The sequence below is a fragment of the Streptococcus sp. 714 genome, assembly GCF_013277115.1.
Taxonomy (GTDB): domain Bacteria; phylum Bacillota; class Bacilli; order Lactobacillales; family Streptococcaceae; genus Streptococcus.
Genome location: NZ_VMMH01000009.1, coordinates 1 through 20,311, shown reverse-complemented (window position 1 = coordinate 20,311; position 20,311 = coordinate 1). Strand labels below are relative to the sequence as shown.

The following is a 20,311-nucleotide window of genomic DNA, read 5'->3' as shown; positions in this document are numbered from 1 at the left end:
AATGGATTGCCACTTTTTTCTTTTTCCCTTTCGTGTTACAATAAAGGTATGAATCAGTATCAGAAAAAGATTGTTAAAGGAACCATTTACTCGCTCCTATCCGGCTTAATTTGGGGAATCTGTGGGATTTTAGGAGAGTATTTCTTTACTCACTATCAGGTATCTTCTGGTTGGATTACCTCTATGCGTTTGACACTGGCAGGGAGTCTTGTGCTCATTTGGTCTGTAATGCAAGTAAAATCACAAGTGTTAGATATCTGGCGAGACAAGAAAAATTACCTGCCCTTTTTGGCCTATGCTATTTTGGGAATTTTCTCAGTTCAGTATTTTTTCTATCTCTGTGTAGAATATTCAAATGCTGCGACAGCAACTATTTTACAGTTTATCAGTCCTGTCTTTATCCTCTTTTATAATCGTTTGGTTTATAAAAAACGAGCGTCAAAAAGCGCTATTTTCTATGTTCTGATTGCTATGCTGGGTGTGTGCTTGATGGCGACAAAGGGAGATCTCTCTCAGTTATCCATGACGCCACTAGCTCTTATAACAGGTCTGTTGAGTGCTATGGGGGTTATGTTTAATGTTATCCTGCCCCAACCTTTCGCGAAGCGCTATGGTTTTGTACCCACGGTTGGGTGGGGGATGATTTTGGCAGGTTTATTTAGCAATGTCCTTTCGCCGGTTTATCAGCTTTCCTTTACTCTTGATATTTGGAGTATCTTGATTTGCCTCATTATTGCTTTCTTTGGGACGGCTTTTGCCTTTTTCATTTCCATGAAGGCTGTGTCCTTGGTTTCTCCCTTGGTGGTTTCTGTTATTAGTGCCAGTGAACCTCTCTCTTCTGCCCTTTTGAGTGTTTTATTTTTAGGCTTGGTAGTGGATTGGTCCCTTCTTCTAGCTATGGCCCTGATTATTTTACCCATGATTTTCCTATCGGTAGAAGAAGCGAAAGAAAGTAAATAAAAAGTCTTTTCTTAATTCTAAAAGTGTGCTATACTAGAATAGTCAATAAAACACGGGGAGATAGTTGTGAAGAGTGTTTTTAGGTTGTATCGGTAGGGGCTTGCTTTTACCGACAGCACGTTTTATCTCACATCCCTAAAAATCATACCTAAAAACAAACAAAAAGGCTTCAAATTTGAGGCCTTTTTTGGTAGAATAGGTATCATTAAAATGAACTAGGAGGCGCTTATGACTGCCACAAAAATGAACGCTCAAGAAATTATCCAATTTATCGCCAATGCTGAAAAGAAAACTAGTGTTAAAGTAACTTTTGAGGGAGAACTTGCAATTGTTGTACCTAGCTCTGTTGTTAAACTAGGGAATGTCTTATTCGGAGACTGGAAGGATGTCGCTCCGCTTCTCGATGGTTTGGTAGAAAATCAAGACTATGTTGTTGAGCAAGATGCGCGTAATTCTGCAGTTCCTTTGCTAGATAAACGTACTATCAATGCTCGTATCGAGCCAGGTGCTATTATCCGTGACCAGGTAGAAATTGGTGACAATGCTGTCATCATGATGGGAGCAGTTATCAATATCGGTGCTGAAATTGGTGCAGGAACCATGATTGATATGGGGGCTATCCTTGGTGGCCGTGCTATCGTTGGGAAAAACAGCCACGTTGGTGCAGGTGCAGTTTTGGCAGGTGTGATTGAGCCAGCTAGCGCTGAACCAGTTCGTGTCGGAGATAATGTTCTTATCGGTGCCAATGCAGTGGTTATCGAAGGAGTCCAAATCGGTAGTGGTTCAGTTGTCGCAGCAGGAGCTATTGTTACCCAAGATGTCCCAGAAAACGTGGTAGTAGCAGGTGTTCCAGCTCGCATTATCAAAGAGATTGATGCCCAAACTCAACAAAAAACAGCGCTAGAAGATGCGCTTCGCACCTTATAATTGCAAATGCTAAATAGAGGCGGAACTCTTTTTCCAGCCTCTTTCTGCTATATAGGAGGACAGATAGATGTTAGATTTGATTCAGACTAGACGAGATTTGCATCAGATTCCAGAGATTGGCTTGGAGGAGTTCAAGACTCATGCTTATTTGCTGGATGTGATTGAGAAATTGACTGCGGGCAAGGATTTTGTCCAAGTTCGTACTTGGCGGACAGGTATTTTGGTTTATTTGCAGGGAAGTCAGCCAGAGCGAACCGTTGGTTGGAGAACAGATATTGACGGCCTGCCTATCATCGAACAAACAGGCCTGCCTTTCGCTTCTCAGCACCAAGGTTGCATGCACGCTTGTGGACATGATTTCCACATGACCATTGCCTTGGGCTGTCTTGAGCGAGCCCTTGAGGAGCAACCAAAGAACAATCTGCTCTTCCTATTTCAGCCTGCAGAAGAAAATGAAGCTGGTGGGATGCTCATGTATGAGGATGGTGCTTTTGGAGACTGGTTGCCAGACCAGTTCTATGGTCTCCATGTTCGTCCAGATCTGAAGGTTGGACAGATTGCGACCAATACTCATACACTTTTTGCAGGGACTTGTGAGGTGAAGATTCGTTTCAAAGGAAAAGGCGGCCATGCAGCCTTTCCACATGAAGCCAATGACGCCTTGGTAGCGGCTAGTTACTTTGTGACCCAAGTACAGTCAGTTATCAGCCGCAATGTCAACCCAATCGAGGGAGCAGTGGTGACCTTTGGCCTGTTCCAAGCTGGAACAACCAACAATGTCATCACAGATACAGCATTTTTACATGGAACCATTCGGGCCTTGACTCAAGATATGAGCCTCTTGGTGCAAAAAAGAGTTAAAACAGTTGCAGAAGGGGTTGCAGCTGCCTTTGATATGGAAGTCGAAGTAGAACTCAAACAAGGTGGATACTTGCCTGTTGAGAACAATCCAGCCTTGGCGAGTGAACTGATGGACTTCTTTGTAGAAAAAGATGGAATCGAGTTGATTGATATCGAGCCTGCTATGACAGGTGAAGACTTTGGTTACCTCCTTTCGAAGGTTGATGGCGTTATGTTTTGGCTGGGTATCGATAGTCCCTACGCCCTTCATCACCCTCAGATGAGTCCCAAGGAAGAAGCCTTAGCTATTGGGGTGGATGCGGTCTCTAGTTTCCTGAAAAAGAAGGCGGCAGAGTAGAGGAATTGGCTATGAAATCGGAATTACGCAAGCAAGTCTTGCAGGAAATGAAGGCTATCCCTAGAGAGCAAAAACAGGCTATGGATCAAGCTTTAACGGATCAATTTTTGAAACATCTCTTCTACCAAGAAGCCAAGGTTATCGCAACCTATCTCTCTTTTCCTCATGAGTTTCAAACGCAGGAACTGATTGAGCAGGCTCTGAGGGATGGTAAGAAGATTCTGATACCAAAAACCTATCCCAAGGGGCGCATGGACTTTGTAGTTTATGATCCGCAACAACTGGTCAAAACTTCCTTTGGATTACTGGAACCACAGGGGAATTTGGAAGTTGTGGCTGCCTCTCAGATTGATTTGATTCATGTTCCAGGGCTGGCTTTTACGACGGAAGGATATCGGATTGGCTATGGCGGAGGTTATTATGACCGCTATCTGGAACATTTTACTGGCCATACTTTGAGTACGGTTTATCATTATCAAGTTCAGGACTTTATCCCTGAAAACCATGATATTCCTGTTCAGGAGGTATTAATTGATGAAGGAAATCTTTGATAGGCGTTACCCTGTGACGAGTTTTTTCCTCTTAGTGACAATCTTGGTATTTCTACTAATGTTGGTGACCACAGGAGGAAACTTTGACAGGGCAGATACCTTATTTCGATTTGGAGCTATGTATGGGCCTGCTATTCGCCTCTTTCCTGAGCAGATTTGGCGTCTCTTCTCTGCCATTTTTGTTCATATTGGGTGGGAACATTTTATTGTCAATATGCTTTCGCTTTATTATCTTGGAAGGCAGATAGAGGAGATTTTCGGATCCAAGCAGTTTTTCTTTCTCTATCTCTTATCAGGAATGATGGGTAATCTCTTTGTTTTTGTATTTAGTCCCAAATCCTTAGCAGCAGGAGCCTCTACTTCTCTTTATGGGCTTTTTGCCGCGATTATCATTCTTCGCTATGCTACGCGTAATTCTTATATCCAACAGCTAGGACAGTCTTATTTGACACTTTTTGTGATTAACATTATTGGAAGTGTTCTGATTCCCGGCATTAGCCTAGCTGGTCATGTTGGCGGTGCAGTAGGAGGGGCCTTTTTAGCAGTTATTTTTCCAGTTCGAGGTGAAAGACGGATGTATAGCTCTAGTCAGAGATTAGGAGCGGTAGTCTTGTTTGTAGGACTCGCAGTTTTGCTTTTCTACAAGGGAATGGGGTTGTGACGAACCTGGAAGAAAATTTATGTAATGAAAAAAGATAAGGCATTTTTTGAACCTTATCTTTTTATTTTATTCCTTCTCAGCCAATTCTTTTCCAAGTTGGATGAGGTATTCTTTCAAGTCATCTTTGACTTGTGGATGTTTGAGGGCGTAGTCAATAGATGTTTTCATAAAGCCAAACTTATCCCCAACGTCGTAACGAGCTCCTGTAAATTCACGGGCGAAAACACGTTGTGTTTTATTAAGCGTATCAATAGCGTCGGTAAGCTGGATTTCATTTCCAGCACCAGGAGTTTGATTTTCTAAGATATCAAAAATTTCAGGTGTGAGTAGATAGCGACCGATGATTGCTAAATCACTTGGTGCATCTTCGGGAGCTGGTTTTTCAACGAAAGTTTCAACGCTGTAGAGTCCATTACTTCCTTCGCCTTGAGGAGCAATGACTCCATATGATGAAACGTCTTCGTGTGGTACGGGCATAACAGCAATAGTTGATGCGTGTGTCTTTTCATAATCATTCATCAGTTGTTTTGTCAAAGGAACGGCATTCTCATCTGTGATGTCCATAAGATCGTCACCCAGCATAACAACGAAGGGCTCATTCCCTACAAAAGCTTTGGCTTGTAAGACCGCATCTCCAAGACCACGAGGGTGAGTTTGGCGAATGAAATGGAGGCGCATGCCAGTTGCTTCATCTACTAGTTTTAACAGATCCGTTTTTCCTTTTTCTTTGAGGTTGTACTCAAGCTCAAAATTTGAGTCAAAGTGGTCCTCAATAGAACGTTTTGACTTACCAGTGACAACTAGAATATCTTCAATGCCTGATTTAAGAGCTTCTTCTACGATAAATTGGATAGTTGGTTTGTCTACAATTGGTAACATTTCTTTGGCAAGGGCCTTGGTTGCTGGTAAAAATCGAGTCCCGAGTCCAGCGGCAGGGATGATTGCTTTTCTAACTTTTGATGACATAAGAATCCTTTCTTTAGAGGGTTAAGACCACTCATTTTCTGCTTTAAATTCATTGTTCATGATGTCATAAATGGCATCTTTGATATTGGTTCCGTGGTAAATAACTTGGTAAATGGCTTGTGTAATTGGCATATAGACTCCAAGTTCTTGCGCTAGTTCATAGGCTGCTCGAGTCGTTGAGATTCCTTCAATCACCATGCCCATATTGGCTTCGATATCAGCTAGGGATTCTCCACGACCAAGGGCGTCTCCAGCTCTCCAGTTACGAGAGTGGACGGAGGTTCCAGTTACGATCAAATCTCCCACACCAGATAAACCACTATAGGTCAATGGACTGGCACCGAGTGATACCCCTAGGCGGGTAATTTCTGCCAGGCCTCGAGCGATGATAGCTGCCTTAGCATTGTCACCAAATCCCAAACCATGTAAAGCTCCTGCACCGACAGCGATAATATTTTTGAGAGCACCGGCAGTTTCGACTCCAATAACATCCGTATTGGTATAAAGTCGGAAGTAGTGATTGCTAAAGAGCTCCTGAACGTATTGAGCTGTTTGCAAATCTTTGGAAGCAGCTGTGATTAAAGTCAGGTCACGCACAATGGTCTCTTCTGCATGGCTAGGCCCTGAGACAACGACAATATCACTGCGGAGCTCTTCAGGAATCTCTTCTTCAAGGATGGTTGATAATCGTTTATGGCTATCAGGCTCCAATCCTTTTGATGCGTGCATGATGATAGCCTTATGATCCAAGGTTTGTGCAACTTGTTGGGCAACAAGTCGTGTCACTTTTGTTGGGACAACAAACAAAATCGCATCCACATCTTTCAGTGCTTCAGCTAAGTCAGTGTAGGCGATAATATTTTCATCTAGAACGACATCTTTAAAGTAGTGCTTGTTAGTATGATAGGTATTAATTTCATTGATTTGCTCGGGAATATTTCCCCAGATACGTACCTCGTGTCCATTGTCATTTAAGACTTGTGAAAGGGCAGTTCCCCAAGAACCAGGCCCCAAGACGGCGATGGTTTGTTTTTCCATGATTTCCTCCTTAATAGAGTCCTTTTCATTATTCTATCATATTCTAGAGGATTTTGCACTTGCATTGCTGGGGGAGTGGTGGCTTTGTTACTTGAAAAATACATAAAAAACCGAGACGAAGTATTAAACTCTTAGTCTCGGTTTTGATATTTCTTAAAGAATAGCTAGGTTTATTTCAATTGATCTGTAATGTCTTTTGATAGCAACATTCCCAGATGATAAGTTTTATTGATGTAAGCAATGACATCATTGATATTTTCAGTTGTATGAATTTTCTCTTTGATGTCATCCCTAAAGGTTTCATCCTTCAAAAGTTGTTCTTGGTAGAGCCTTTGAAGTCTCTCCTTTTCATACTTATTGAGCAGAAAAAGGAACACCAAGCTAATCACAACGAGGATATAAGCATATTGGCTCATAGGAAATCTCCCTGTATGATAAAGAAGTAGAAATGAGTAGATTGAATTAGTCAATTCAAAGTAGCAGATCAAGTCAGCAAAATTTTGATAGGCTTCTAATCCAAAGTCCGTATAGGATTTGGTCTTAGTTACTTAAACTGCTTTACAATCAAGTAATTAAAAGCTTACGACATGAGCCTAACCAAATCAATATTATTTGGATTGGTGAATTAGTAAAGCGTTTAGGCAAATATCTCTGGTTACGACGTTCTGGGACATAAATCGATAATATTTATGTCCCAGAACTAGTGAAGCGCCTAGCCAAATCTCTGATAGGATTTGGCATTAGTTACTTAGATTGCTCCGCAATCAAGTAACTTTGGCGATTTACATCTTCTCTGGCGCTTCTACTCCAAGCAAGCGAAGGGCTTCTTTGAGAACAACTGCAGTTGCGTAGCTGAGGGCTAGACGGCTGTCGCGTTCTGGGCTTTCATCCAAGATGCGTGTATGTGCATAGTACTTGTTGAAGGCTTGAGCCAGGCTAATTGCAAATTTAGCAATGATAGAAGGTTCAAAGTTATCTGCCGCACGGTTGACAATACGTGGGAAGTCTTGGATGAGTTTAATGATTTCCCAGCTTTCAGCATCATTCAAGCTATAGTTGCCAGCTGTTTCACGTTTGAAATCGGCTTTGCGTAAGATAGATTGGATACGAGCGTAGGTGTATTGAACGTAAGGTCCAGTTTCACCTTCGAAGGATACCATGGCCTCTAGGTCAAAGTCATATCCGTTTGTACGGTCAGTCTTGAGGTCATAGAATTTAATGGCTCCAACCCCAACAGCATGCGCCACCTGGTCTTTATTTTCAAGTTCAGGATTTTTAGCCTCGATTTGGGCTTTGGCACGACTAACAGCCTCTGCAACTGTAGGTTCTAGCAAGATGACATTCCCTTTACGAGTAGAGAGCTTCTTCCCTTCTTTTGTAACCAAACCAAAAGGAACGTGAGTAATGTCGTCACTCCAGTCGTAGCCCATCTCTTTCAAGACAGCCTTGAGTTGTTTAAAGTGGGCAGATTGCTCTTGACCAACGACGTAGATAGATTTAGCAAATTGGTATTCGTTTTTACGGTAAAGAGCTGCAGCCAAGTCACGTGTAATATAGAGAGTTGCACCATCAGATTTCTTGATGAGGGCTGGATGTTCAATTCCATATTTCTCAAGATTCACAACTTGGGCACCTTCTGACTCCACAAGAAGGCCTTTTTCAGAAAGAATGTCTACAACTGCATCCATCTTATCGTTGTAGAAGGCTTCTCCGTTATAGCTGTCAAATTCGACTTGCAATTCATCGTAAAGGCGGTTAAATTCTACCAAACTTTCATCACGGAACCATTGCCAAAGAGCAAGAGCTTCCTCATCTCCATTCTCCAGTTTACGGAACCATTCGCGCGCTTCTTCATCCAAGCTAGAGTCATTTTCAGCTTCAGCATTGATGCGGACATAGAGTTTAAGAAGTTCATCAATTGGATGAGCTTTTACAGCTTCTTCGTTGCCCCATTTTTTGTAGGCAACAATCAACATCCCAAACTGTTTACCCCAGTCTCCCAAATGATTGACCTTGACCGTTTGATAACCAATTTTTTGGAAAATATGTGACAAGCTATCTCCGATAACAGTTGAGCGCAGGTGACCGATAGAAAATGGTTTAGCGATATTAGGACTAGACATGTCGATCACAACATTTTCTTGTTTGCCAATATGTTGGTCAGCATAGTGTTCTTTTTCAGTGATAACAGCTTGCAATACTTGAGCAGAAATGGCAGATTTATCAAGGAAAAAGTTAACGTAAGGTCCTGTTGCGACAACCTTTTCAAAGGCTTGACTGTTAATTTTTTCAGCTAGTTCAGCTGCAATCATTTGTGGCGCTTTACGTTCGACTTTTGCAAGAGAAAAAGCAGGGAAAGCGATGTCTCCCATTTCTGAGTTTTTAGGGGTTTCCAGTAAATTTAAAATAGCCTCTTGGTCCAGGCTATCAATGATGCTAGCCAATTCGCTAGCAATCAATTCTTTTGTATTCATTAAGAGCTCCTTTTTGGACTTTTCTACTATTTTATCACAATTTTAAAGAAAGAAGAAAAAATTTTTGAAATCTCCTATTTTTTTGGTATAATATAGTTATAAAATTAGTTATAAATATTCACATAAGAGGATTTTATGAGAAAAAGAGATCGTCATCAGTTAATAAAAAAAATGATTACTGAGGAGAAATTAAGTACACAAAAAGAAATTCAAGATCGGTTGGAGGCGCACAATGTCTTTGTGACGCAGACAACCCTGTCTCGTGATTTGCGCGAAATCGGCTTGACCAAGGTCAAGAAAAATGATATGGTGTATTATGTACTAGCAAATGAGACAGAAAAGATTGATTTGGTGGAATTTTTGTCTCATCATTTAGAAGGTGTTGCAAGAGCAGAGTTTACCTTGGTACTTCATACCAAATTGGGCGAAGCCTCTGTTTTGGCAAATATTGTAGATGCAAACAAGGATGAATGGATTTTAGGAACAGTTGCTGGTGCCAATACCTTATTGGTCATTTGTCGAGACCAGCACGTTGCCAAACTCATGGAAGATCGTTTGCTAGATTTGATGAAAGATAAGTAAGGTCTTGGGAGTTGCTCTCAAGACTTATTTTTGACAAGGAGAGACGGAAAATGGCGACAGAAAAGCTATCACCCGGCATGCAACAGTATGTGGATATTAAAAAGCAATATCCAGATGCTTTTTTGCTCTTTCGGATGGGTGATTTTTATGAATTATTTTATGAGGATGCGGTCAATGCTGCGCAGACTCTGGAAATTTCCTTAACGAGTCGCAACAAGAATGCGGATAATCCGATTCCTATGGCGGGTGTTCCCTATCATTCTGCTCAGCAGTATATCGATGTGTTGATTGAGCAGGGCTATAAGGTAGCTATTGCAGAGCAGATGGAAGATCCTAAGCAAGCAGTTGGGGTTGTTAAACGAGAGGTTGTTCAGGTCATTACACCTGGGACAGTAGTCGATAGCACTAAGCCGGACAGTCAGAACAATTTCTTGGTTGCCCTAGACCGTGATGGCAGTCAGTTTGGCCTGGCTTATATGGATCTGGTGACCGGTGACTTTTATGTGACAGGTCTATTGGATTTCACGCTGGTTTGTGGGGAAATTCGTAATCTCAAGGCTCGAGAAGTGGTGCTGGGTTATGATTTGTCTGAGGCGGAAGAACAGATTCTCAGTCGCCAGATGAATTTGGTGCTTTCCTATGAAAAAGAAGGATTTGAGGATCTTCATTTACTGGATTCACGATTAGCAGCGGTGGAGCAAGCGGCAACTAGTAAGCTGCTCCAGTATGTTCACCGTACCCAGATGCGGGAATTGAACCACCTCAAGCCTGTTATCCGCTATGAAATCAAGGATTTCTTGCAGATGGATTATGCGACCAAGGCCAGTCTGGATTTGGTTGAGAATGCTCGTTCAGGTAAGAAGCAAGGCAGTCTTTTCTGGCTTTTGGATGAAACCAAAACAGCTATGGGCATGCGTCTCTTGCGTTCTTGGATTCATCGTCCCCTGATTGATAAGGAGCGAATCGTCCAACGTCAAGAAGTGGTGCAGGTCTTTCTTGATCACTTCTTTGAGCGCAGTGATTTGACAGATAGCCTCAAGGGTGTTTATGATATCGAACGCTTGGCTAGTCGTGTTTCTTTTGGCAAGACCAATCCAAAGGACCTCTTGCAGCTGGCGACTACCTTGTCCAGTGTGCCACGGATCCGTGCGATTTTAGAGGGGATGGAGCAACCTGCTCTAGCCTATCTTATCGCACAACTGGATGGAATCCCTGAGTTGGAGAGTTTGATTAGCGCAGCGATTGCTCCTGAAGCTCCTCATGTGATTACAGATGGGGGTATTATCCGGACGGGGTTTGATGAGACTTTGGATAAATACCGCCGAGTGCTCAGAGAAGGGACTAGCTGGATTGCTGAGATTGAGGCTAAGGAGAGAGAAAATTCTGGGATCAGTACCCTCAAGATTGACTACAATAAAAAGGATGGCTACTATTTCCATGTGACCAATTCGCAATTGGGAAATGTTCCAGCTCACTTTTTCCGCAAGGCGACGCTGAAAAACTCAGAACGCTTCGGTACCGAGGAATTAGCCCGTATCGAGGGAGATATGCTGGAGGCGCGTGAGAAGTCAGCCAATCTAGAATACGAAATCTTTATGCGTATTCGTGAAGAGGTCAGCAAGTACATTCAGCGTTTGCAGGCTCTAGCTCAAGGAATTGCGACGGTTGATGTTTTACAAAGCTTGGCAGTTGTAGCTGAAACCCAGCATTTGATTCGACCTGAATTCGGAGACGATTCACAGATCGATATCCAGAAAGGGCGCCATGCTGTCGTTGAAAAGGTCATGGGGGCTCAGACCTATATTCCTAATACGATTCAGATGGCAGAAGATACCAGTATTCAGCTGATTACAGGGCCGAACATGAGTGGGAAGTCAACCTACATGCGACAGTTAGCCATGACGGCTATTATGGCCCAGATGGGTTCCTATGTACCGGCAGAAAGTGCCCATTTGCCAATTTTCGATGCCATCTTTACCCGTATCGGAGCAGCAGATGATTTGGTTTCAGGTCAATCAACCTTTATGGTAGAGATGATGGAGGCCAACAATGCCATTTCGCATGCGACTCAGAATTCTTTGATTCTTTTTGATGAGTTAGGACGAGGAACTGCAACTTATGATGGGATGGCTCTTGCCCAGTCCATCATCGAATACATCCATGAGCACATCGGAGCCAAGACCCTCTTTGCGACCCACTACCATGAGTTGACTAGTCTGGAGTCTAGCTTGGAACACTTGGTCAATGTCCACGTGGCAACCTTAGAGCAGGATGGGCAGGTCACTTTCCTTCATAAGATTGAACCTGGACCAGCTGACAAATCCTACGGTATTCATGTGGCTAAGATTGCTGGTTTGCCAGCAGACCTTCTAGCAAGGGCGGATAAGATTTTGACGCAATTGGAGAGTCAGGGAACAGAGAGTCCTGCTCCAATGAGGCAGACAAGTGCTGTCACTGAACAAATTTCACTATTTGATACGCCTGAAGACCATCCTATCCTAGCAGAATTAGCTAAATTGGACATTTACAATATGACACCTATGCAGGCTATGAATGTCTTGGTCGAGTTAAAACAGAAACTATAAAGAGAAAATTACTAGTCATTCTAGCTGTATCAAGGAGACTTCTTTGACAAGTTCCCACTTTTTTGCTAGAATAACATCACACAAACAGAATGAGAAGGAGCTGACACATTGTCGCTCCCTTTTGTCTATTTTTTAAGGAGAAAATATGCTGATTCAGAAAGTAAAAACCTACAAGTGGCAGGCACTGGCCTCGCTTCTGATGACAGGCTTGATGGTTGCTAGTTCACTTCTGCAACCGCGTTATCTGCAGGAAGTGTTAGACGCCCTCCTTGCTGGGAAATATGAAGCCATTTATAGTATAGGGGCTTGGTTAATTGGTGTGGCCTTGGTCGGTCTAGTTGCTGGTGGTCTTAATGTTGTCCTTGCAGCCTATATTGCTCAAGGAGTTTCATCCGATCTTCGGGAGGATGCCTTCCGTAAAATCCAAACCTTTTCTTATGCCAATATTGAACAATTTAATGCGGGAAATCTAGTCGTTCGCATGACAAACGATATTAATCAGATTCAGAACGTGGTCATGATGACCTTCCAAATTCTTTTCAGACTCCCTCTCTTGTTCATCGGTTCGTTTATCCTTGCGGTTCAAACCCTTCCTTCGCTGTGGTGGGTAATTGTTCTCATGGTGATCTTAATTTTTGGTTTGACTGCTGTTATGATGGGGATGATGGGGCCACGTTTTGCCAAGTTTCAAACCCTTCTTGAACGCATCAATGCTATTGCCAAGGAAAATCTGCGCGGTGTTCGAGTGGTCAAGTCCTTTGTCCAAGAAAAAGAGCAGTTTACTAAGTTTACAGAGGTCTCAGACGAGCTTCTTGGTCAAAATCTTTACATTGGTTATGCCTTTTCAGTAGTGGAACCCTTTATGATGTTAGTTGGCTATGGAGCGGTCTTCCTCTCTATTTGGCTGGTTGCAGGGATGGTCCAGTCGGATCCTTCTGTTGTTGGTTCCATTGCTTCCTTTGTCAATTACCTAAGCCAGATTATCTTTACCATTGTCATGGTTGGATTTTTGGGAAATTCTGTCAGCCGTGCCATGATTTCCATGCGTCGTATTCGAGAAATTCTTGACGCAGAGCCAGCTATGACCTTCAAGGATGTCCCAGATGAAGAGTTGGTTGGAAGTCTTAGCTTTGAAAATGTAACCTTTACCTATCCAATGGATAAGGAACCAATGTTGAAAGATGTAACCTTTACTATCGAGCCTGGTCAAATGGTTGGTGTCGTTGGAGCGACTGGTGCAGGAAAATCAACCTTGGCTCAATTGATTCCACGTCTCTTTGACCCACAGGAGGGCTCTATCAAAATCGGAGGCAAGGATATTCGAGAAGTGAGTGAAGGAAACTTGCGTAAAACAGTGTCTATCGTTCTCCAACGTGCCATTCTCTTCAGTGGAACAATTGCAGATAACTTGAGGCAGGGTAAGGGAGATGCCACCCTATTTGAAATGGAGCGCGCAGCCAATATTGCCCAAGCCAGCGAATTTATTCATCGTATGGAGAAAACCTTTGAAAGTCCAGTTGAGGAACGGGGAACCAATTTTTCAGGTGGGCAAAAACAAAGGATGTCGATTGCGCGTGGGATTGTCAGCAATCCGCGTATTCTGATTTTTGACGATTCGACCTCAGCCTTGGATGCCAAGTCAGAGCGCCTGGTGCAAGAAGCCTTGAATAAGGATCTGAAGGGGACGACAACCATTATCATCGCTCAAAAGATTAGCTCGGTTGTCCATGCAGATAAGATATTGGTGCTGGATCAAGGACGATTGATTGGTCAAGGGACGCATGCAGATTTGGTTGCCAACAATGCCGTTTACCGTGAGATCTATGAAACACAGAAAGGAAAGGAGGAGTAACATGAAGACAGTTCAATTTTTTTGGAATTATTTTAAAGTTTATAAGTTATCATTTGTAGTTGTCATTCTGATGATTGTTCTAGCGACTCTTGCCCAAGCCCTCTTTCCAGTCTTTTCTGGACAAGCGGTAACAGAGCTAGCTAATTTAGTTCAAGCTTATCAAGATGGCAATCCAGAACTTGTTTGGCAGAGTCTATCAGGAATCATGGTCAATCTTGGTCTGCTGGTTTTGGTTCTCTTTATCTCCAGTGTCATATACATGTGTCTTATGACGCGCGTGATTGCAGAATCGACCAATGATATGCGCAAAGGCCTCTTTGGCAAACTTGCGCGATTGACGGTTTCTTTCTTTGACCGCCGACAAGATGGCGATATCTTATCTCGTTTTACCAGTGATTTGGATAATATCCTCCAAGCCTTTAACGAGAGCTTGATTCAGGTCATGAGCAATATTGTTTTATACATTGGTCTGATTCTTGTTATGTTTTCGAGAAATGTAACGCTGGCACTCATCACCGTTGCCAGCACACCAGTGGCCTTTCTTATGTTGATTTTCATCGTGAAAATGGCACGCAAATACACCAACCTACAGCAAAAAGAGGTAGGAAAACTCAACGCCTATATGGATGAGAGTATTTCAGGCCAAAAAGCCGTGATTGTGCAAGGAATTCAAGAGGATATGATGGCAGGATTTCTTGAACAAAATGAGCGCGTGCGCAAGGCAACCTTTAAAGGAAGAATGTTTTCAGGAATTCTTTTTCCTGTTATGAATGGGATGAGCTTGGTCAACACAGCCATCGTTATCTTTGCTGGTTCAGCTGTTCTACTGAATGATAAGAGTATTGAAACAAGTACAGCTCTAGGTCTGATTGTTATGTTCGCCCAATTTTCACAGCAGTATTATCAGCCTATTATTCAAGTTGCAGCTAGTTGGGGAAGTCTTCAGTTAGCCTTTACAGGGGCTGAACGGATTCAGGAAATGTTTGATGCAGAGGAAGAAATCCGACCTGAAAATGCTCCGGCCTTCACTCAGTTGCAAGAAGGTGTCGAAATCCGTCATATTGATTTCTCATATTTGCCTGACAAGCCGATTTTGAAAGATGTCAGCATTTCCGCTCCGAAAGGCCAGATGACTGCGGTTGTTGGTCCGACAGGTTCAGGGAAAACGACTATTATGAACCTCATCAATCGCTTTTATGATGTTGATGCTGGTGGTATTTATTTTGACGGCAAAGACATTCGTGACTATGATTTAGATAGTCTCAGAAGCAAGGTGGGGATTGTCTTGCAAGATTCGGTCTTATTTAGCGGAACCATTCGAGACAATATCCGTTTTGGGGTGCCAGATGCCAGTCAGGAAATGGTTGAGGCAGCAGCTAAGGCAACCCACATTCACGACTATATCGAAAGCTTACCTGACAAATACGATACTCTCATCGATGATGATCAGAGTATCTTCTCAACAGGGCAGAAACAATTGATTTCCATCGCTCGAACTCTGATGACAGATCCAGAAGTTCTCATTCTCGATGAAGCAACTTCAAACGTAGATACCGTGACAGAAAGCAAGATTCAGCATGCCATGGAGGCGGTTGTAGCAGGAAGAACCAGTTTCGTTATTGCCCACCGCTTGAAAACCATTCTCAATGCAGACCAGATTATTGTCCTTAAAGATGGGGAAGTCATTGAACGTGGTAATCACCATGAACTCTTAAAACTAGGTGGATTCTACTCAGAACTCTATTACAATCAATTTGTTTTTGAATAAGAAAGAAGTTGTCCTATGGGGCAGCTTTTTCTTGTCCATAAAAAATATTTATCACATCCTTAAAAAAAACATATTAGACGAAAGACGTTTTGAGTGATATGATAGGACTATCGTTAATATTTGAAAGGAGAGACATCATGGCTAGAACGGTTGTAGGAGTTGCTGCAAATCTATGTCCCGTAGACGCAGAAGGAAAAAACATTCACTCATCTGTATCCTGTAGATTCGCAGAGAGTATTCGTCAAGTCGGTGGTCTCCCTTTAGTCATTCCTGTTGGCGATGAGTCCGTTGTACGCGATTATGTAGAAATGATTGATAAACTCATCTTGACAGGCGGTCAAAATGTCCATCCTCAGTTTTATGGAGAGAAAAAGACCATCGAGAGCGATGATTACAATCTGGTCCGTGATGAATTTGAATTGGCACTCTTGAAGGAAGCTCTCCGTCAGAACAAACCAATTATGGCAATCTGCCGTGGTGTCCAACTTGTCAATGTTGCCTTTGGTGGAACCCTCAATCAAGAAATCGAAGGTCACTGGCAAGGACTACCTTTCGGAACATCTCACTCTATTGAGACAGTGGAAGGAAGCGTGGTGGCTAAGCTATTTGGAAAAGAAAGTCAGGTCAATTCCGTCCATCGTCAGAGTATCAAAGATTTGGCACCTAATTTCCGTGTAACTGCTATTGATCCGAGAGACCAAACCATCGAAGCGATTGAATCTATCGATGAGCACCGTATTATCGGTTTGCAGTGGCATCCAGAGTTTCTAGTTAATGAAGAAGATGGCAATTTAGAATTATTTGAGTATTTATTGAATGAACTGTAACGACTGGAATATCTGGTCGTTCTTTATTTTATTTTTTCAAAATTTTTGGAATGTGATATTTTTACGCAAACGTTTGAATTCTGATAAAAATTGGAGAAATTCGACAAAAAAACTTGAAAAAAACGAAGGTAAGCGTTATGATAGAAAAGAAGAAATATTGGAGGAATAACATGTCACATATTAAATTTGATTATTCAAAAGTTTTAGACAAATTTGTTGCACCACATGAAGTGGAATACATGCAATCACAAGTAACAGCAGCAGATGAATTGATCCGTAAAGGAACTGGTGCTGGTAGCGACTTCTTGGGATGGTTGGACCTTCCTGAAAACTATGACCGCGAAGAATTTGACCGCATCTTGAAAGCTGCTGAGCAAATCAAATCAGACAGCGATGTTTTGGTTGTAATCGGTATTGGTGGATCTTACCTTGGTGCCAAAGCAGCAATCGATTTCTTGAACCATCACTTTGCTAACTTGCAAACAAAAGAAGAACGTAAAGCTCCACAAATCCTTTACGCAGGAAACTCAATCTCATCTACTTACCTTGCTGACTTGGTAGAGTATGTTGCAGACAAAGACTTCTCAGTAAACGTAATTTCTAAATCAGGTACAACAACTGAGCCAGCTATCGCTTTCCGTGTTTTCAAAGAACTCTTGGTTAAGAAATACGGACAAGAAGAAGCTAACAAACGTATCTATGCAACAACTGACCGCCAAAAAGGTGCTGTTAAGGTTGAAGCAGATGCCAACGGTTGGGAAACATTTGTGGTTCCAGATGACATCGGTGGACGCTTCTCAGTATTGACAGCTGTTGGTTTGCTTCCAATCGCTGCTTCAGGAGCTGACATCAAAGCCCTTATGGAAGGTGCTAACGCAGCTCGCAAAGACTACACTTCAGATAAAATCTCTGAAAACGAAGCTTACCAATATGCAGCAGTTCGTAACATCCTTTACCGTAAAGGCTATGCAACTGAAATCTTGGTAAACTATGAGCCATCGCTTCAATACTTCTCAGAGTGGTGGAAACAATTGGCTGGTGAATCAGAAGGAAAAGACCAAAAAGGTATCTACCCAACTTCAGCCAACTTCTCAACTGACTTGCACTCACTTGGTCAATTTATCCAAGAAGGAACTCGTATCATGTTTGAAACAGTTGTTCGTGTTGACAAACCTCGTAAGAACGTGATTATTCCTAGCTTGGAAGAAGATCTTGATGGACTTGGTTACCTTCAAGGAAAAGACGTTGACTTTGTAAACAAAAAAGCGACTGATGGTGTTCTTCTTGCCCACACAGATGGTGATGTACCAAACATGTATGTAACTCTTCCAGAGCAAGATGCTTTCACTCTTGGTTACACTATCTATTTCTTCGAATTGGCTATCGCCCTTTCAGGTTACTTGAATGCTATCAACCCATTTGACCAACCAGGTGTTGAAGCTTACAAACGTAACATGTTTGCCCTTCTTGGAAAACCAGGATTTGAAGAATTGAGCAAAGAACTTAACGCACGTCTATAATAGAAGAAAAGAGTGGTTTGTCCACTCTTTTTACTCTCTTTATCCATAGAAATTGGACTCAGCCAAGACTTGTGATATAATATAGAGAGCAAAAAGGCAGACGCCTAGAGACTTTATAGGAGAAACTATGTCAAAAGATATCCGCGTACGTTACGCACCAAGTCCAACAGGACTACTACACATCGGAAATGCCCGTACAGCATTGTTCAACTACCTTTACGCCCGTCATCATGGTGGAACTTTTATTATTCGTATCGAAGATACTGACCGTAAACGTCATGTCGAGGACGGTGAACGTTCACAACTTGAAAACCTTCGCTGGTTAGGCATGGATTGGGATGAAAGCCCAGAAACACATGAAAATTACCGCCAGTCTGAACGTTTGGACTTGTATCAAAAGTACATCGACCAACTGTTAGCTGAAGGAAAAGCCTACAAATCTTACGTTACAGAAGAAGAATTGGCAGCTGAGCGTGAACGCCAAGAAGCAGCTGGTGAAACACCACGCTATATCAACGAATACCTTGGTATGAGTGAAGAAGAAAAAGCAGCTTACATCGCAGAACGTGAAGCAGCTGGTATCATTCCAACGGTTCGTTTGGCTGTCAATGAGTCAGGTATCTACAAATGGCATGATATGGTCAAAGGCGATATCGAATTTGAAGGTGGCAATATCGGTGGTGACTGGGTTATTCAAAAGAAAGACGGTTACCCAACTTACAACTTTGCCGTTGTTATCGATGACCACGACATGCAAATCTCTCATGTTATTCGTGGAGATGACCACATTGCTAATACACCAAAACAGCTTATGGTTTATGAAGCACTTGGTTGGGAAGCTCCAGAGTTCGGTCACATGACCTTAATTATCAACTCTGAAACCGGAAAAAAATTGTCTAAACGCGATACCAACACCCTTCAGTTTATCGAAGACTATCGTAAAAAAGGTTATTTACCAGAAGCAGTCTTTAACTTTATTGCTCTTCTTGGTTGGAACCCAGGTGGCGAAGATGAGATCTTCTCTCGTGAGGAACTCATTAAACTTTTCGATGAAAACCGCCTCAGCAAATCTCCTGCAGCCTTTGATCAGAAGAAACTAGACTGGATGAGTAATGATTATATCAAGAATGCAGATCTTGAAACTATCTTTGAAATGGCAAAACCATTCTTAGAGGAAGCAGGTCGTTTAACTGACAAGGCTGAAAAATTAGTTGAGCTCTATAAACCACAAATGAAATCAGTAGATGAGATCATCCCATTGACAGATCTCTTCTTCTCAGATTTCCCAGAATTGACAGAAGCAGAGCGCGAAGTCATGGCGGGTGAAACAGTCCCAACAGTTCTTGAAGCCTTCAAAGCAAAACTCGAAGCGATGACAGATGATGAATTTGTGACAGAGAATATCTTCCCACAAATTAAAGCAGTCCAAAAAGAAACAGGTATTAAAGGAAAAAATCTTTTCATGCCTATTCGTATCGCTGTTTCAGGTGAAATGCATGGACCAGAATTGCCAGATACGATTTTCTTGTTAGGCCGTGAAAAATCAATCCAACATATCGAAAATATGCTAAAAGAAATTTCTAAATAAGAAGGGTACAATAATGGACATCTGGGAAAAGATGTACGAAGAAGCACAGAAACTATACGATCCACACGAAGTATCTGATTTTGTTTACGCTAACCATGTCGTAGCCGCAGTAGAAGCAGAAGATGGACAAATATTTACAGGTTTCTGTATGGAGGGAACCTGTGGTGTATTCCATCTCTGCGCAGAGCGGGCAGCTCTCTTCAATATGTACCAATTTTCAGGGCAAACTAAGGTTAAAAAAGTCTTAGCCTTCCGAGACAAACCGCCGTATGGTGGAAGTTCAGGAATGCCCTGTGGAGCTTGCAGAGAATTCCTTTTAGAGTTGAACGCTGAAAATAAAGATGCAGAATTCATGATGGACTACGGTAGAAGAAAGATAGTGAAAGTCGCAGGACTAATGCCCTATTGGTGGGGAGAAGAACGTGCTTCTAAGTTTAATGAACAATAGAAGAGTCAGTACAATTCTGGCTCTTTTTACTATAAGTTGAAAAAGTTGACTTGAAAAGAATTGAAAAAATTGTAAAAAAGTTTAAAAAAGGTGTTGACAAAGTTTGAAAAGCCGGTATAATAGTAAGAGTTGAAAATAACAACTCAGGTCCGTTGGTCAAGGGGTTAAGACACCGCCTTTTCACGGCGGTAACACGGGTTCGAATCCCGTACGGACTATGGTATGTTGCGGTAGGAACACTTGATGAAAAAAGTTTTTAAAAAACTTAAAAAAGTTTCAAAAAAGTGTTGACAAGCGAAAGCGACTGTGATATACTAATATAGTTGTCGCTTGAGAGAAGTGAGTGACAAAGACCTTTGAAAACTG

At 42.2% G+C, this 20,311-nt stretch carries 17 protein-coding genes and 1 tRNA gene; 14 read left to right on the top strand and 4 right to left on the bottom strand.

What is annotated here, in order from left to right; genetic code table 11:
* Window positions 1-48: 48 nt before the first annotated feature.
* From HT718_RS03745 to HT718_RS03725, 5 genes are all read left to right on the top strand, one after another.
* Complete coding sequence (locus HT718_RS03745; protein ID WP_049539114.1) at window positions 49-960, top strand: DMT family transporter; 912 nt, start codon at window positions 49-51, stop codon at window positions 958-960.
* 228 nt (window positions 961-1,188) lie between these two features.
* Window positions 1,189-1,887 carry a 2,3,4,5-tetrahydropyridine-2,6-dicarboxylate N-acetyltransferase gene (gene dapD, locus HT718_RS03740; protein ID WP_173267381.1) on the top strand — a complete coding sequence of 233 codons (699 nt, stop codon included), beginning with the start codon at window positions 1,189-1,191 and terminating at the stop codon, window positions 1,885-1,887.
* A 67-nt stretch (window positions 1,888-1,954) separates the two neighbouring features.
* Window positions 1,955-3,085 carry an N-acetyldiaminopimelate deacetylase gene (locus tag HT718_RS03735; RefSeq protein WP_173267379.1) on the top strand — a complete coding sequence of 377 codons (1,131 nt, stop codon included), beginning with the start codon at window positions 1,955-1,957 and terminating at the stop codon, window positions 3,083-3,085.
* A gap of 11 nt (window positions 3,086-3,096) precedes the next feature.
* Window positions 3,097-3,636 (top strand): 5-formyltetrahydrofolate cyclo-ligase, encoded by a 540-nt coding sequence (locus tag HT718_RS03730; RefSeq protein WP_173267377.1) that lies wholly within the window; start codon window positions 3,097-3,099, stop codon window positions 3,634-3,636.
* Window positions 3,620-4,297, top strand: a complete 678-nt coding sequence (locus tag HT718_RS03725) for a rhomboid family intramembrane serine protease (RefSeq protein WP_173267375.1) — start codon at window positions 3,620-3,622, stop codon at window positions 4,295-4,297. The genes HT718_RS03730 and HT718_RS03725 overlap by 17 nt, the downstream gene beginning before the upstream one ends.
* Before the next feature lie 66 nt (window positions 4,298-4,363).
* Here HT718_RS03725 and galU read toward each other — a convergent pair whose 3' ends face one another.
* The 4 genes from galU to argS form a co-directional block, all read right to left on the bottom strand.
* Window positions 4,364-5,263, bottom strand: coding sequence for a UTP--glucose-1-phosphate uridylyltransferase GalU (gene galU, locus HT718_RS03720; protein WP_173267373.1), 900 nt, complete (start codon window positions 5,261-5,263; stop codon window positions 4,364-4,366).
* Between the two features lie 21 nt (window positions 5,264-5,284).
* Window positions 5,285-6,301, bottom strand: coding sequence for an NAD(P)H-dependent glycerol-3-phosphate dehydrogenase (locus HT718_RS03715; protein WP_173267370.1), 1,017 nt, complete (start codon window positions 6,299-6,301; stop codon window positions 5,285-5,287).
* Window positions 6,302-6,471: 170 nt separating this feature from the next.
* Window positions 6,472-6,717: a hypothetical protein gene (locus HT718_RS03710; protein WP_049539100.1), complete on the bottom strand. Its 246-nt coding sequence runs from the start codon at window positions 6,715-6,717 to the stop codon at window positions 6,472-6,474.
* Window positions 6,718-7,083: 366 nt separating this feature from the next.
* Window positions 7,084-8,775 (bottom strand): arginine--tRNA ligase, encoded by a 1,692-nt coding sequence (gene argS, locus HT718_RS03705; protein ID WP_173267368.1) that lies wholly within the window; start codon window positions 8,773-8,775, stop codon window positions 7,084-7,086.
* A gap of 135 nt (window positions 8,776-8,910) precedes the next feature.
* Here argS and argR point away from each other — a divergent pair, with 135 nt between their 5' ends.
* The 9 genes from argR (at window position 8,911) to HT718_RS03660 (ending at window position 20,163) form a co-directional block, all read left to right on the top strand.
* Window positions 8,911-9,357, top strand: coding sequence for an arginine repressor (gene argR / locus HT718_RS03700; protein ID WP_001231476.1), 447 nt, complete (start codon window positions 8,911-8,913; stop codon window positions 9,355-9,357).
* Between the two features lie 50 nt (window positions 9,358-9,407).
* Window positions 9,408-11,942, top strand: coding sequence for a DNA mismatch repair protein MutS (gene mutS, locus HT718_RS03695; RefSeq protein WP_173267365.1), 2,535 nt, complete (start codon window positions 9,408-9,410; stop codon window positions 11,940-11,942).
* Window positions 11,943-12,087: 145 nt separating this feature from the next.
* Window positions 12,088-13,794, top strand: coding sequence for a multidrug efflux ABC transporter subunit PatA (gene patA / locus HT718_RS03690; RefSeq protein WP_173267363.1), 1,707 nt, complete (start codon window positions 12,088-12,090; stop codon window positions 13,792-13,794).
* A 1-nt stretch (window position 13,795) separates the two neighbouring features.
* The gene (gene patB, locus HT718_RS03685) at window positions 13,796-15,562 is read left to right on the top strand and encodes a multidrug efflux ABC transporter subunit PatB (protein WP_173267361.1); all 1,767 of its coding nucleotides are present in this window, start codon (window positions 13,796-13,798) and stop codon (window positions 15,560-15,562) included.
* 137 nt (window positions 15,563-15,699) lie between these two features.
* The gene (locus HT718_RS03680; protein WP_000124770.1) at window positions 15,700-16,389 is read left to right on the top strand and encodes a gamma-glutamyl-gamma-aminobutyrate hydrolase family protein; all 690 of its coding nucleotides are present in this window, start codon (window positions 15,700-15,702) and stop codon (window positions 16,387-16,389) included.
* A gap of 170 nt (window positions 16,390-16,559) precedes the next feature.
* The gene (locus HT718_RS03675) at window positions 16,560-17,909 is read left to right on the top strand and encodes a glucose-6-phosphate isomerase (RefSeq protein WP_000018268.1); all 1,350 of its coding nucleotides are present in this window, start codon (window positions 16,560-16,562) and stop codon (window positions 17,907-17,909) included.
* A 127-nt stretch (window positions 17,910-18,036) separates the two neighbouring features.
* A complete protein-coding gene (gene gltX, locus HT718_RS03670; protein ID WP_000031054.1) occupies window positions 18,037-19,497 on the top strand; it encodes a glutamate--tRNA ligase in 1,461 nt (486 codons plus the stop codon).
* 13 nt (window positions 19,498-19,510) lie between these two features.
* On the top strand, window positions 19,511-19,945 hold the full coding sequence (locus tag HT718_RS03665; RefSeq protein ID WP_173267359.1) for a cytidine deaminase: 435 nt from the start codon (window positions 19,511-19,513) through the stop codon (window positions 19,943-19,945).
* Between the two features lie 146 nt (window positions 19,946-20,091).
* Window positions 20,092-20,163, top strand: a tRNA-Glu gene (locus HT718_RS03660).
* Window positions 20,164-20,311 lie beyond the last annotated feature (148 nt).